Raw genomic sequence first — 13,221 nt, forward strand, 5'->3', positions numbered from 1 at the left:
GGTCACCCCGGCTTTAGCCCACCCCGTGGTGCTGGAGCCACATTTCCAGCAGCGCCAACTGCCAGAGAACATTGCTGTTGACCGGGGTCCGCCGGGTGTTGGGGTCCGCCAAAAGTCCGTCGATGAAGGTGGGTTGGAACAGTCCGCGCTGCTTTGCCTCAGGCGAGTGAAGGGCCTCCCGCACGATGGACATGTACGGTTCCTCCAGGTGCTGAAGTGCAGGGACAGGGAAATAACCCTTGGGACGGTCCACCACAGCCCTGGGAAGCAGCTGCCGGCCCAGGTCCTTCAGGATGCCTTTCCCGCCCTGGGACGCCTTGAGCTCAGGTGGGCAGGCCGCGGCGAGTTCCACCAGTTCGTGGTCCAGGAACGGAACCCGCGCTTCGATGCCCCAGGCCATGGTCATGTTGTCCAGGCGCTTTACCGGGTCGTCCACCATCAGCAGGTGCGTGTCCAGCCGAAGCACTGCGTCCAGGGCGGTGTCCGCCCCCGAAGCTTCAAGGTTTGCAGCCAGGACCTGGCTGCTGGCATCGGATCCGCAGTACCACTCGGGCTCCACAATGTTCAGGAGCTCCCCGTGACTATGGTCGACGAAGCTTGAGGTGAACACCTGGTGTGCTTCGGAACGGCCTGCCCCCGCCAGCGGCTGATGGTAGGCGTACCCGCCGAACACCTCATCTGCGCCCTGGCCGCACTGCACCACCTTCAGGTGTTGAGCAACAGTTTTCGAGAGCAGGTGGAATGCCGTCACGTCATGGCTGGCCATGGGTTCGGACATGGCACCCACCGCGGCATCAACCGACGGCGCAAAGTCGGCGGTGCTGATGTGGAGGCGCTCGTGCCGTGTGCCGAACTCCCGCGCCACCAGGTCCGAATACGCAAACTCATTCCCGGAGTCCCCGCCCGCGCCGTCAAAGCCGATGCTGAAGGTGGACAGCCCCTGCTGGCCCTCCTCGGCAAGCAGCGCAACCAGGAGGCTCGAATCCAGCCCGCCGGACAGAAGGACGCCCACTGGCACGTCGGCCACCATCCGCCGTCGTATTGCCGTCTTGAGGGATTCGCGGACAGCGTCCTGCCACTCCCGGGCGGACCAGCCTTCGTGCTCGGGGCGGCGGGTGTAGCTGGGCTTCCAGTACTCGCGGTCGTGCCAGGTCCCGTCCGCACGGATGGTCCGGATGGTGGCGGCCGGCAGCTTCTGGATGCCGCGAAGGATGGTTCGTGGTGCCGGAACTATCGAGTGCCAGCTCAGGTAGTGGTGGAGGGCTACTTCGTCAATGGAGGTGTCTACCCCGCCAGAGGCGACGAGCGCCGGCAGGCTGGACGCGAACCGCAACCTGCCCGGCAGGTGGGAAAGGTACACCGGCTTGATGCCCAACCGGTCCCGGACCAGCAGGACCTCCTCCCGCTGCGGATCATAAAGGGCAACCGCGAACATCCCCACGAGGTGGTGCACAAAGTCATCGCCCCACTTGCGGTAGGCCTTCAGGATGACTTCGGTGTCGCTGGTGGAACGGAAGGTGAACTCAGGCTCCAGTTCCCGGCGCAAATCCTTGTAGTTGTAGATGCAGCCGTTGAACGCGATGGCGAGGCCGCTGTCGTCGAGCATTGGCTGCGCCCCTGCTTCGGACAGGTCGATAATGCTGAGCCGTTGGTGTCCCAAGGCTACCCAGCCCGATTCCCAGGTCCCCTCCCCGTCGGGCCCCCGGGATGTCATGGCCCCCATCATCTTCAAAACCGGCTCCAGGGAAGGCGCTCTCCCGTTGAAGGCGATCTCGCCGGCTATACCGCACATGCTGGTGTCCTCGTTCCTGCGTTGACTGCAACCTGTGCAGCACGTGAGGAGCCCCAGCCCTCCACTTTCCAAGCTCTACGTCAGTTGGTTCTGCAAAAGCCGGTTCTCCACCTCCTGCAGCGGAGTGGCGGGCAGCGCAGTGATGTGGACGGCGTCGGCCACCACGTCCCTGAGGCTGGCCGATTCGGCATAGGAGCTGCGCTGAACTGCAGCGCCGGTCCCCCGGTCCAGAACCTGGAACAGGAGGAACTCCACAGTGCTGTACTCACCCTGCTCCTCGAGCACCGGGCGCAGGTGGTCCAGCAGCGCAAGTGCAACCTCGAAGGCGCCGCGCAGAGTACCCGTCAATGGATCGGCCAGCTCACCGTCCAGTCCATAACGGCTCGCCTGCCACGCGGCAAGCCGCAGCCGGGTAGCCGACGCCGGAACGGGGCCAACGCCGTCACGCCACTGCCGTGCCGCCGTCTCAGCCAGGGCGCGCACCAGGGCGGCGATGAGGACGGTGTCGTCGGCGAACAAGCAGACGTCGGCCACCCTGACCTCAACGGTGGGATGTTTGTGGCTCAGCCGGGCGTCCAGGTAAAGGTTTGCTTGATCAAGTGGTACCCCTGAGCTGAGCATCTGCTGCATCTCATGGTGGTAGGCGGCGGCTGAACCGTAAATTTCCGCCGGTCCCGTGGTTGGCCACCGGTTCCAGGCCTGGGCACGGTAACTCGCGAAGCTCGAGTCCACACCGTTCCAGTACGGCGAGTTGCTGCTGAGCGCCTGCAGGACGGGCATCCAGATCCTGATTCGGTCAAGGATGGCGACGCCTTCCTCGTCCGACTCAATCTCCACGTGCACGTGGCAGCCGCCGGTCAGCTGCTCTGCGGCAGTGAGACCGAACCGTTCCATCAGGGCCGCGCACCGCTCGCCGGGCGCGATGGTGGACTGTACGGGCATCGGCGAGGTTGCCAAAGCTACGGCTCGTGCTCCCACCCGCCGGGCTGCAGCGTCGGCACTCGCCCGCCCTGTTGTAAGGTCCTGCGCCACGTCTAAAAGGCTGGTCCGGGGAAGGGTGCAGGTTTCGATCTGCTCCTGCTTCATCTCGCTGGTGAGGCGGGGAAAGTCGCTCAGCTGTTCGAGGACCTCGCCCAGTGGCACCGGGTTCCCGCCGGCGTCGACAATAAGGAACTCTTCCTCAACCCCGACCCTACGCGTCATCGGACCACCCCGCAGGGTGTAACAACCGGCAACCGCCCGCCTGCGAGTGCACAGCCGTATTGGATAAGGTAAGCCACGATGCTCCTTGTATGGATCCCAGGGCGTTTGCTCAACCTCCCATAACCCTCACATAGTAAGCAGGCTTAGTTCCTGCCCGCAAGACAGGTGGCCCACAGCCTTGTCACCTGGCTGCTAGGCAGGGATCCGGGCGGGACTCCGTGCCGGGGCACGGAGCCCTAAAAGGCGCCGGGCTGTATGGAGATAGCGCCCGTGGCCGGGCTTGTCACCACCGACTCTGCGGAGACCGACGACGGCGGGGTGGCCGGCAGGAGCCGGGACAGGAACTTACCGCGGGCTGCTTCAACGAACCCCCGGAAAATGCCGAAGTCCTCGGGAAGCTCTTCCGGGTGCCACTGGATACCCATCGTGAAGGTACTGGCCGGATATTCAACAGCCTCCACCACCTGATCCTCGCTCCAGGCAGCAGCCACGAGGCCCTCACCGAGCCTGTCCACAGCCTGATGGTGGGACACAGGGACGGGTCCGGGGTTGGCACCAATCAGTTCTTCAAGGCGGGAGCCGGACCTGATTTCGACGGCGATCTGGTTGAAGTTGTAACCGCCGAGCTGGTACTGCCCGTTTCCGATGACGTCGGGCAGGTGCTGGTGGAGGCTGCCGCCAAGTGTCACGTTGAGCAGCTGCTCCCCCCGGCAGATGCAGAGCAGTGGAACGTCCTGCCGGATCGCTTCCTGGATCAGGGCTTGCTCCCAGGCATCACGCTCCGGGCGGGGCTCGTCAGTTTCAGGGTGGGCTGCCTGGCCGTACAGTGCCGGATCCACGTCCCATCCGCCTGGAACCACCAAACCATCGAGCCTGTTCACGAGCTGTTCAATCATTCCTGCCACCACCGGCTGGGGTGGCAGGAGGATGGGGACACCGCCCGCTGCGATGATGGGGTTCAGGTATGTCTCGGGCAGGAATGCCGCCCTGACCGTGCCGCATCCATCGGTACCGGCCTGCTCGAGGTACGTGGTGAGTCCGATGATGGGTTTCATCGCGGCGTCGGTTGTTTGCACTGTGGTCCTTCCGGGGAATTTCTCTGCATTAATGCTATGGCTGCAAAGGGCCCGGAATGTTTCGTCGCGGTCAATTCGAGGTGTCGAGAGGATCACAATTTTCAGGCTCTACCCACGGGCTCACCCGTTGTGCGGGGGATGACGCTGAAGCGGCGGTTCAGCAGGGACGGCACGCGGGTCCGAACTGCCGCGATCCGTTCAGGTTCAAGCTCCGCGAAGACAACTTTGGGCGCTTCGCCCGCGTTGGCAATGACCACCCCGAAAGGGTCAACCATGATCGAATATGCGGTGGCAAGGGGTCCTGACTGGTTGGCCGTCACCACATAGGAGGTGTTTTCTATGGCGCGGGCGCGGACCAGGGTGCTCCAGTGGTCTTCTTTGCCCGGACCGGCAATCCACATGGCCGGCAGCAGCAGGACGTTTGCTCCGGCGTCGATCAGGAAGCGGGCGCTCTCCGGGAACCGAAGGTCGTAGCAGGTGAGCATGCCGAGGCGCAGCTGGCCGTAGGAGAGCAGGTCAGGTGGGCCGATGGTTCCCTGGCTGATTCCGGCGCTTTCGCTGCAACCGAAGGCGTCATAGAGGTGGGCTTTGCGGTAGGTGCCCTGGATGGCCCCCTCAGCGTCAAGGGCCACCAGGGTGTTGTATGGCAGACCGGTGGGGTTGGCCTCGGTAGTTCCCACCACCACTGGCAAGTGCAGGCCCTTTGCGAGCGCGGCGATGCCTCCCACGAACGGCCCGTCCAGGGGCTCTGCCACAGTGGCCAGGACGCTCGGGGGCTCGGTGCTGGCGTAGAGGCTGGACTCGGGGAGCACCAACAAGTCCGCGTTGCCCAGGGCTGCGGTTTCCATCAGTTGCCCGATGTGCAGCAGGTTCCGGCGGGGGTCCCTGCCGGCGCTGAACTGCCCGGAGGCGATTCTCACTACAGTCCTCCTGCCACCGCGAAACGGACCCCTCCAATAAGGTTCCCATACCCCCGGTTGAGTCAACAGCCCTCCCCGGCCCCTCCCCCTCGGAGCCGCGCAGGCTTACTTTGCCTTCCGCAGCCGGTCTGGCGGGTGAAGGTCGATGATGGGCAGGTGGCCATCGGTCCGGATGGCATCGCCGCCGCCGTTGCGGTGGTGGTAGCCGCTGTAGTAGTTGCGGATCACGTGCACGGACTCAACAGCGTTGGCCGAGCGGAGGGTTTCGATGATGAAGTCGCGTTCCTCGTCCGTGCGGTCAGCAATCTTGTGCGTGATTTGGAAGGTGAACAGGGAGAGTCCCACGCTCCGGTCATAGGTGCCGGCCCCTACCCAGTCCACGGCCAGCCCGCCGGGCAGCATCCAGCCTTCCGGGCATTTCCAGAACCGCACGTGGTGCCGTTTACGCGGGTTGCCCTCGATTTCGCGTTGGAACGCGAGGTCCTGCTTGTTACCGAAAACGTAGAGCGAGCTGACCGGGGCGTGCGGGTAGCTGCGCGCAAGGACAGTCGACGTCAGGGTGCGCCACGCGGTGCTGGGGGTGATGGGGTCGGCTTCCACCCACCCTGCCGTCTGCATCGCCTGCCGGAGCTCCTCCTTGGGGCCTACCACGGCGAGGTTCACGGGATCGCCCAGTACGCCGTCGCCCGTTCTTGTCCGCCCGATGAAGTAGTCCGGAATGTACAGGCTGCTCAGGATTTTGTGGATGCGCGGCAGCAGGGCGTACGCCAGGATCAGCCACACCGGCAGGAAGACCCATGCCTGCTCGGGCCCGCGCGAGAGCCTGGCGAGGAGGAAGTAGTACACAGCCCAGCCGACGGCGATGGTCACCACCAGATACAGCAGCCGCTGCAGGACCGCCAGCACGGTGGCCCACCTGCTTTGCCGCCGCACTTCCGCGCTGCTGGACCGCGAGTGGTCCGGCTCTTCCGGAACAGCCCGCTTCCCGCCGGTGGACGTCACAGTGTTTCCCCTTTCGGTCGCCAATCCTTGACCAGCCTAAGAGGTTCAGGAGGATGCCTGCAGCCCCGACCCTGCAAGCACGGCCCCCGGCGGACAGGAGGCGCTCCCGCTCACGCAGGAAGGTTCAGCTGTTCCACGATGATCCGCGAGGTTTCGGGATCCCCCAGGATCCGGAAGTGGCCGGCCGTGGGCAGCTCAATGTTGGTGCCCCCCGGCAGGACGCTGCCCTCCGGTATGTGCGGATCAAACGGCCCGTAGATGGACGTGATCCTGGTGTTGATGGTCTCCTCGCGTGCCAGCTGGAGGGTCAGGGCGTTGCGCGGCGAAAAGATCCGCAGGCTGGGAAGCAGCATGTACTTGGCATAGCGCGATCCTGAAAAGGGCGTGCACACGGCGATCATCCGGTGGATCCGGTGCTCCGGGTCCAGGTTCAGCATGGCGTACTTGCCGATGAGCCCGCCTTTGCTGTGCGCCACGATGGCTGCGTCCCGCAGCCCGGCCTCCTCCAGGTGCTGGGCAACGAGCCGGGCGGCTGCGGGGACGTCCAGGCTGTTTCGCTGCAGCACCGTTACCACGTGCACGGGATGGCCGGCGTCGTGGATGCACTGGATGAGGGGCAGCATGAACTGCCAGTTTTCGTAAACCCCGGGAATGATCACCACTGGAGTGCGGTGGCCCTGGTGGAACGAGCCGGGCTGCACCCGGGAGAACATGCCACGGACCTGCCACGCGCCGGCATATAAATAGTCCTGCAACCACCACAGACCCTTTTGCAGGGGGCTGGTTCGAGTGGGCGTGCCCGTTTCACTCATCTGTTGAGGATAACCGCGCCGAGGCCGTTACCCAGCAATCCCCGGCCGAAACAGGCAGCTGTGCCAGAACCCTGTCAGTAGTTGCGCCGGTGCCTGAGCCGGGGAATCACGACGGCGAACACGGCCGCCGCCGCGAACCCCAGGACGGCTGTGGCTGAGATCCCCGCGCCCAGGGACGCCAGGGCCGTCACCCCGGAAAGAAGGACAGGCCCGGCGGTGGAACCGGCGTCGGCCATAAAACGCCACAGGCCCAGGAACTGGCCGCGGCCCCGGTCCGGGGAAAAGTCAGCGCCCAGGGTCATGACCAGCCCGGAACTGATGCCGTTGCCGAACCCTATGAGCAGTGCGGCCAGCAGCAGCCCCACAAAAGACCCGGTCAGCGGTATCAGCAGCAGCGCAGTGCCCATGATCAGCGTGGATGGGACGGCCACAAACTGGCGGCCTTTCCGGTCCATGAGCTTGCCGGCGGGATAGAACACCAGCATGTCGATAGCCCCGGACAGCCCATAGACCAGGGAGGCAGAAGTGGCGTCCATTCCCAGGTGGTCTGCCCACAGCGGGATGACCACCTGCCGTGAGGAGCGCAGGGCGCTCAGCAGGAGGATTCCCACGCCAACGCTGAGGAACACGCCGGCGTGGGAGACCGCAACGCTGCGGAGGGTCGGCCCCGGCCCTGGTGTTCCGCCGTCGTGCGTTTCCGCCGGCTTGAGGTCGGGAATGGTGAGGGACAACACCGCCGCGGCGGCCATCGCCACCACGCCCACCCAGTAGGCACCACCGATCCCGAAAAACTGCATTACGGCCGCACCCAAAAAGGGGCCGATGAACACACCGATCCTGTTGACGCCGCCCAGCGTGGACAGCGCCCGCGCACGGAACGCCACAGGAACGGCTTCCGTGAGGTATTTCTGCCGCGCCAGGCCGAACACTGCCCCGGACATGCCGACGACGGCCATCGCCACGGCGAGCAGCCACAGCCCGTTGGGGACCAGGGAGGACACCCCGGCCGCGGCAAGGGCCAGGCCGGCAGCGATGGCCGCGCCCACAATCGCCCAGCGCTCACCGAATTTCAGGGTTACCAGGGAGGCGGGAAGGTTGAAAATCCAGGAGCCGAGCCCCATCAGCGTGACGATCAGGGCCGCCGCGGCAACGGTGGCGCCCAGGTCGCGCGCAGTCAGCGCCACCACCGGAAGAATGGCCCCCTGCCCCACCCCGAAGAGCAGCGTGGGCCCAAAAGCCGCCACCGCGATGCTGCGAAGGCTGAAGGGCTCGGGGGCGTCCGGGGAAGTCATCAGATTTATCCTAGGGGGGCCGTCTGCAGGAGATAGAAAAGCCGAAGTGTGGGGGTCACAAAACCCTTGTGAAGGACTACCGTTTGCCTTATGGGTGCTGATTCGCGCCCACGGCCGAAGGGGAGGTTTATTTCATGGGTGAAGTGTGGATCCGTACGCTCGGCAACGGGCTGGTCCGGGCAGACAAAGTCACCGAGATTACATCAACCCGCGGATCCCTTCACGAGGACCAGGGGTATTTGCTGAAGGTCATCGTGGACGGCAAGAGCCACGCGTTGATCGATGACAGCGAACTTCGGGGAACGTTGGCTGAGCGGCTGGAATATGCGCGGCATCTTGAGGACGCCCTCCTGCTCGCCATAGATGAGGTGCGGAACAGCGACACCTCCGTGGTCATCTCCTATGAGCCCGAGCGCGGGCGCTGGTCATCCGCTCCGGTGACGGTACTGACCGGAAGTCTTCCCGAGGCGGTGGTCTAGCCGGTCCGGAAATTCGAGGCCTCGGGCGGAACTGCCCGGGGCCTCTGTCACAACACCAGCATCCCCAATTGGTGTAATAAATACGTAACTGTTGCGTGAGTCACATTCGCCCATTACTCTGGATAAGGCTTAAGAAACAGGCCATAGCAAGAAGCTGCAGCGTCGCAGCCAAATGCCGGGGAAGGCTTTACAACTTGAACTCCAAGCTCAACATCGTTGTCCGTGTAGATCTCGACCACGCCAAGGCTCTGGTGATTGCAAAGGGGCATATCACCGTCCACAGCGTAAACGCACTTTATGTAGTAGTTAAGCGGGCCAACTCCTTACGGGAAGGCCTGGACCTGAAGCTGGACATCAGCCACGCACGGGTGGATGAAGAAGCGCTGGAAATGCTTTATACCGCTTCGGAAACCCACCACCTGCCGGCCAGGATCGATCCGCAGCAGGCGCCTTGCACCATCAGTGTGCTGGCGCCGCGCCGGGAGCACGCTCCGGCCCGGCGCGCTCTGATCGCGGCCTAAAGCAATACAGGCAAGGCACCCGCAGCGCCCACTCATCGGGCCAGGATGCCGCCACAAACTTTCTTCTTCTTCCAGATTTTCCACAAACTTTGAGTGCAGCTGTATCCGAATAGACGGGTAGCTGCACTCATAGTTTGAGGGAAAAGGTCGTCAAGCGCGGGCCGGTTTGCCGCGTCATTGGCGTCCAGCCATGCAGCCAGGTTGATGCAGCTGCCCACGATCGCTGAATCTCCCGAGTCTGCACCGAAGCCGTGCCCCAGGCTGTCATTGACGGCCTTGACATGGTCCAGGTCGATAAAGAGCGCCGCCAGCCTGCTGTCTCCTTCCGCCAGGCCGCCGGAGTGCCGCTGGTCCAGCTCCGCCTTCAGGCCTGTCCTGTTAGGGAGCCCGGTGAGGGCATCCTGCAGGGCGAGCCGCTGCAGCTTCTTCTCTCCCTCGGCACGGCGGACCTCGGATTCCTCTGCTGCCCGGAGAGCTGTCACCAGTTCCTTCTCGTATAACCGGCGTTCGTGGGCGCTGAAGATGATGACGCGGACGACGGCGGGGTCCCCTGTCGAGACCGGGGACCGCGACGCCGGGATCAGCGCGGCCCGGCGCTGATCGTCTCCAGCGGTAATTTCAACCGCTATCTCGGACACCGCGCCCGCGATGCCAGACTGCGGTATGCAGTGGGTGGAATACAGATTTTGGTCACCCACCGGCATTAGGACTGCAGCGTGGATCCGAGCCGACCGGAAACCGTGACGTTGTTCCGGCAAATCACTGTTGAATCGGCTGCCGTTGCCGCTACGGGCATTCTTCAATGACCCCATATCGAGTGACCTTATCCTGCCTCAGATACTAGTGCGGGGTCGCCGGGAAGCCTGGGACCCACGGGAGTTATCGCTGGTCAAGTGCGATCGCAGCGATGTCCACGGCAGAGGGCTGTCTTGCGCTGGAAATAACAAGTGTGCTTAGTATGTAGATAGTAAACATGCTTACTAATTAGTTGCCTTCTACGAAAGCGAGTGATGATGACGGAGAACCAGTGGCCCTCGGCTTCTGCCCCGGGCACCCTTGACCAGTACGGGAATGCAGCACCGACCGTTCCCCCAACAGGCCAGGACGGCACCAGCTCCAAGAAGCAGGCCGCCAAGGAAGAGGCGTCGAATGTGGCCGGCCAGGCAGCATCGGCGGCGCAGGGTGTAGCGCAGACCGCGAAGGAAGAAGTGGCCAACGTCGCTTCCGAGGCGAAGTCCAGTGCGCAGGATCTGCTGTCGCAGGCCAAGTCAGGGCTTTCCAGCCAGGCCGGCACCCAGCAGCAGAAGGCTGCCGAGGGGATCCGCACCATTTCCAGCCAGCTGCAGAGCATGGCTGATGCCCCGGATCAGCCGGGCATTGCCAGTGACCTGATCCGCCAGGCCGCTGACCGTACCTCCTCTATTGCTTCCTGGGTTGAGAACAAGGATGCGGCCTCGCTGTTGAGCGAGGTTCAGACCTTCGCCCGCAACAAGCCCGGCACTTTCCTGCTGCTGGCCGCAGGCGCCGGCATCCTCGCAGGCCGCCTCACCCGTGGGCTCACCGCCGGAGCTCCGGCTGCAGGAACGGCAGCCATCCCGCCCCAGCCCGCACAGCCCCCGTTGGCTGCTGCGCCGCTGGTGACAGCGGGAATCGATGAGCCATTCCCCGGAGAGGCGGTTGTCCCGGCCACCTACGGTGACACCATTTACGGGGAACCGGGACAGCCTGTTTTCTCGGACACCGAGGCAGGCGGCGTACCGCTGGCGGACGTGGATGAGCCGTATAACGATTTCCAGACGAGGGAAGGACGCCACCTGTGAGTAGCCAAATTCCGGAGCCTGCTCCGAGTGAGGCGCATGTGAAGGCGGACAACACGTCCCTGGGTGAGTTGCTCGGTGATGTCACCCGGGACCTGTCCACCCTGATGCGCCAGGAAGTCGCCCTCGCCAAGGCCGAGCTGAAGCAGTCCGCCACGAAGGCAGGCAAGGGCGGCGGGATGCTCGCCGGCGCCGGCGTGGCCGGGCACTTCGTCCTGGTGTTCCTGTCCCTGGGGCTGATGTTCGCCCTCGGCGCGCTGATGCCGCTGGGCTGGGCCGCTGTGATCGTCGCCGTGATCTGGGGCATCATCGCCGCGGTCCTGGCATCGATCGGCCGCAAGGAACTCAAACAGATCCAGGGCCTGCCCCAGACGGGCGAAACACTTTCTGAAATTCCCCCAACCCTAAAACCAGGTGAGGTAAACCGATGAGCGATAACCCGGATGCAATCCGTCAGGAAATCGAAGAAACCCGTGCGCGCCTCGGCACCAACGTGGACGCGGTCGCGGACAAGGTCACCCCGGCCAACGTTGTCCAGCGCCAGACCGACAAAGTCAAAGACACCGTGAAGGACGCGGTCAGCGGGGCTAAGGAGAAAATCATGGGAGCAGCAGACTCGGCCACCTCCACCGTCCAGGACAAGGTCTCCTCCGGGACCGGGCACACCGGGAACGCCCTGCACAGCACCGGCGATACCCTGCACGGGGCCAAGGACAACGTCAGCGCTAAACTCTCCGACGCCGGAACCGCGATCTCCCACGCACCGGCACAGGTCAAAGCCCAGGCCCAAGGCAACCCGCTGGCCGCCGGGCTGATCGCGTTCGGCGCCGGGATGCTCATCTCCTCCCTGATCCCGGCCAGCCAGAAAGAACGCGAAGCGGCCCAGCAGCTCAAAACCGCTGCCGAACCCCTGGCCGGAAAAGTCACCGACGCCGCCAAAGACGTCGTCCAGGACCTGAAGGAACCCGCCCAGGAAGCCATCCAAAGCGTCAAGGCCACCGCCACTGACGCCGCCCAAAACGTCAAAAACGAAGGCCAAAGCGCCGTCACCGACGTCAATGACCGCGCCACCGACGCCAAGGACAACGTCGCGAACGCGTGAGCGGCCAGGACAGGGTCCGGAAGCCGCCCCGCGATCCTGCGGGACGGCAACCGGAACCGGACCAGCAGTTGCCAGCCGGTGGCCCGCGGCATATGAACGCTCTTCCGCGGTGGGAGCCGGAGCAGTGGGCCACTCACCGGCTTGTCAGCATCGCCGCCCGGCTCACGGAACGCCAGCTCAACCGCAAACTTTCCCGCCTCCGACTTACCAAAGGCGCACTCGACGCGCTGGAGGCAGTGGCGGAACTTGAACCCACCACAGCCTCTGACGTGGCCGCGCTGCTTTGTGTAAGCAAGCAAAGCCTGGGCAAGGTTCTGCGGCGCCTGCACGAGCTCGGGTTCCTTGCTAAAGAACCGGGAAGGGACGGCCGAAGCGCGAACATCCAACTTACGGAAGCTGGACGGGCGGCCCTTTCCACGGCTGAGGACCTGGTTCAGGCATCACCGGAAGCCGAAGCCGAGGTTGAGTTCCGCCGCCAACTCGAACAACACATCATCCAGCTCAGGAACACCGAGCACACTCCCCTTTCCCGGGGCACAGCCCGAAGCCGCCATCCAGGCGCATCGGCCCTGCCGCCGCCGGACATCACAAGCACAAACCTCAATGAACCAGGAGCACACCCATGGCTACAACAAACCGGACAACCGGACCCAAAACAACCCTCCAGAAAGCAGCGCAGGCAGTAGGTGCAGTCTTCCTGCTGGTAGGAATCCTCGGGTTCATCCCGGGCATCACCAGCAATTACGGGGCACTCTCATTTGCCGGACATGGCTCGGAGGCACTTCTCCTGGGCATCTTCCAGGTCTCGGTCCTGCACAACATCGTCCACCTGCTGTTCGGCGTGGCCGGCATCCTGATGTCCCGCACTCACGGTCAGGCGCGCAACTTCCTCCTCTACGGCGGAGTCGTCTACCTGGTCCTCTGGCTCTACGGCCTCGTTATCGGTCATGACACCCCGGCCAACTTCGTGCCCGTCAACAACGCGGACAACTGGCTCCACTTCGTCCTCGGCATCGCCATGATCGCCCTGGCCATCCTGCTCTCGCGCAACACCGCACGTACCGACCACCGCTAAGCCAGGGTGAGGGGCAAGTAGACCTCGCCTTACACGGCCCGTCCTTCCGGAGGACGGGCCGTGCTTTTTGTGCTGCCGGATGGGGTCGCCTTCCCCTCCGACTCTTGACGAACCGGAGGGGCTTTTTCGA

At 64.2% G+C, this 13,221-nt stretch carries 15 protein-coding genes; 7 read left to right on the plus strand and 8 right to left on the minus strand.

Annotated features, from left to right (window positions below):
- Positions 1–13 precede the first annotated feature (13 nt).
- The 7 genes from AC5RT4_RS06395 to AC5RT4_RS06425 all read right to left on the minus strand — a co-directional run bounded on the left by AC5RT4_RS06395 (position 14) and on the right by AC5RT4_RS06425 (position 8,097).
- A complete protein-coding gene (locus AC5RT4_RS06395) occupies positions 14–1,792 on the minus strand; it encodes an N-acetylglutaminylglutamine amidotransferase (RefSeq protein WP_494105198.1) in 1,779 nt (592 codons plus the stop codon).
- A gap of 75 nt (positions 1,793–1,867) precedes the next feature.
- Positions 1,868–2,995, minus strand: coding sequence for a glutamate--cysteine ligase (locus tag AC5RT4_RS06400; protein ID WP_494105199.1), 1,128 nt, complete (start codon positions 2,993–2,995; stop codon positions 1,868–1,870).
- Positions 2,996–3,231: 236 nt separating this feature from the next.
- Complete coding sequence (locus AC5RT4_RS06405) at positions 3,232–4,071, minus strand: gamma-glutamyl-gamma-aminobutyrate hydrolase family protein (RefSeq protein WP_494041675.1); 840 nt, start codon at positions 4,069–4,071, stop codon at positions 3,232–3,234.
- Between the two features lie 101 nt (positions 4,072–4,172).
- Positions 4,173–4,991 (minus strand): carbon-nitrogen hydrolase family protein, encoded by an 819-nt coding sequence (locus tag AC5RT4_RS06410; protein WP_494105200.1) that lies wholly within the window; start codon positions 4,989–4,991, stop codon positions 4,173–4,175.
- Positions 4,992–5,096: 105 nt separating this feature from the next.
- Positions 5,097–5,993 (minus strand): LssY C-terminal domain-containing protein, encoded by an 897-nt coding sequence (locus AC5RT4_RS06415; RefSeq protein ID WP_494105201.1) that lies wholly within the window; start codon positions 5,991–5,993, stop codon positions 5,097–5,099.
- Between the two features lie 110 nt (positions 5,994–6,103).
- Positions 6,104–6,805: an esterase/lipase family protein gene (locus tag AC5RT4_RS06420; protein ID WP_494041672.1), complete on the minus strand. Its 702-nt coding sequence runs from the start codon at positions 6,803–6,805 to the stop codon at positions 6,104–6,106.
- 74 nt (positions 6,806–6,879) lie between these two features.
- Positions 6,880–8,097: an MFS transporter gene (locus tag AC5RT4_RS06425; protein WP_494105202.1), complete on the minus strand. Its 1,218-nt coding sequence runs from the start codon at positions 8,095–8,097 to the stop codon at positions 6,880–6,882.
- A 134-nt stretch (positions 8,098–8,231) separates the two neighbouring features.
- Here AC5RT4_RS06425 and AC5RT4_RS06430 point away from each other — a divergent pair, with 134 nt between their 5' ends.
- Both AC5RT4_RS06430 and AC5RT4_RS06435 read left to right on the plus strand, forming a co-directional pair.
- Positions 8,232–8,576: a hypothetical protein gene (locus AC5RT4_RS06430; RefSeq protein WP_494105203.1), complete on the plus strand. Its 345-nt coding sequence runs from the start codon at positions 8,232–8,234 to the stop codon at positions 8,574–8,576.
- 194 nt (positions 8,577–8,770) lie between these two features.
- Positions 8,771–9,097, plus strand: coding sequence for a hypothetical protein (locus AC5RT4_RS06435; RefSeq protein ID WP_494041669.1), 327 nt, complete (start codon positions 8,771–8,773; stop codon positions 9,095–9,097).
- Between the two features lie 32 nt (positions 9,098–9,129).
- On the opposite strand, the gene AC5RT4_RS06440 is transcribed toward AC5RT4_RS06435, so the two are convergent.
- Positions 9,130–9,795 (minus strand): diguanylate cyclase domain-containing protein, encoded by a 666-nt coding sequence (locus AC5RT4_RS06440; RefSeq protein ID WP_494105204.1) that lies wholly within the window; start codon positions 9,793–9,795, stop codon positions 9,130–9,132.
- 315 nt (positions 9,796–10,110) lie between these two features.
- Here AC5RT4_RS06440 and AC5RT4_RS06445 point away from each other — a divergent pair, with 315 nt between their 5' ends.
- From AC5RT4_RS06445 to AC5RT4_RS06465, 5 genes are all read left to right on the plus strand, one after another.
- Positions 10,111–10,917 (plus strand): hypothetical protein, encoded by an 807-nt coding sequence (locus tag AC5RT4_RS06445; RefSeq protein ID WP_494041667.1) that lies wholly within the window; start codon positions 10,111–10,113, stop codon positions 10,915–10,917.
- Positions 10,914–11,345, plus strand: coding sequence for a phage holin family protein (locus AC5RT4_RS06450; RefSeq protein ID WP_494041666.1), 432 nt, complete (start codon positions 10,914–10,916; stop codon positions 11,343–11,345). Before AC5RT4_RS06445 ends, AC5RT4_RS06450 begins: the two co-directional genes overlap by 4 nt.
- Positions 11,342–12,016: a DUF3618 domain-containing protein gene (locus AC5RT4_RS06455; RefSeq protein WP_494105205.1), complete on the plus strand. Its 675-nt coding sequence runs from the start codon at positions 11,342–11,344 to the stop codon at positions 12,014–12,016. Before AC5RT4_RS06450 ends, AC5RT4_RS06455 begins: the two co-directional genes overlap by 4 nt.
- Before the next feature lie 92 nt (positions 12,017–12,108).
- On the plus strand, positions 12,109–12,702 hold the full coding sequence (locus AC5RT4_RS06460) for a MarR family winged helix-turn-helix transcriptional regulator (RefSeq protein WP_494041664.1): 594 nt from the start codon (positions 12,109–12,111) through the stop codon (positions 12,700–12,702).
- On the plus strand, positions 12,639–13,091 hold the full coding sequence (locus tag AC5RT4_RS06465; RefSeq protein ID WP_494041663.1) for a DUF4383 domain-containing protein: 453 nt from the start codon (positions 12,639–12,641) through the stop codon (positions 13,089–13,091). The genes AC5RT4_RS06460 and AC5RT4_RS06465 overlap by 64 nt, the downstream gene beginning before the upstream one ends.
- Positions 13,092–13,221: the final 130 nt, after the last annotated feature.

This window comes from Arthrobacter sp. sptzw42 (assembly GCF_059089685.1).

Excerpts from the sequence above, each read along its gene's own strand:
- AC5RT4_RS06400 (WP_494105199.1), bottom strand. The coding sequence starts at position 2,995 with ATGACGCGTAGGGTCGGGGTTGAGGAAGAGTTCCTTATTGTCGACGCC.
- AC5RT4_RS06430 (WP_494105203.1), top strand. The coding sequence starts at position 8,232 with ATGGGTGAAGTGTGGATCCGTACGCTCGGCAACGGGCTGGTCCGGGCA.
- AC5RT4_RS06395 (WP_494105198.1), bottom strand. The coding sequence starts at position 1,792 with ATGTGCGGTATAGCCGGCGAGATCGCCTTCAACGGGAGAGCGCCTTCC.
- AC5RT4_RS06425 (WP_494105202.1), bottom strand. The coding sequence starts at position 8,097 with ATGACTTCCCCGGACGCCCCCGAGCCCTTCAGCCTTCGCAGCATCGCG.
- AC5RT4_RS06420 (WP_494041672.1), bottom strand. The coding sequence starts at position 6,805 with ATGAGTGAAACGGGCACGCCCACTCGAACCAGCCCCCTGCAAAAGGGT.
- AC5RT4_RS06445 (WP_494041667.1), top strand. The coding sequence starts at position 10,111 with ATGACGGAGAACCAGTGGCCCTCGGCTTCTGCCCCGGGCACCCTTGAC.
- AC5RT4_RS06460 (WP_494041664.1), top strand. The coding sequence starts at position 12,109 with ATGAACGCTCTTCCGCGGTGGGAGCCGGAGCAGTGGGCCACTCACCGG.
- AC5RT4_RS06465 (WP_494041663.1), top strand. The coding sequence starts at position 12,639 with ATGGCTACAACAAACCGGACAACCGGACCCAAAACAACCCTCCAGAAA.
- AC5RT4_RS06455 (WP_494105205.1), top strand. The coding sequence starts at position 11,342 with ATGAGCGATAACCCGGATGCAATCCGTCAGGAAATCGAAGAAACCCGT.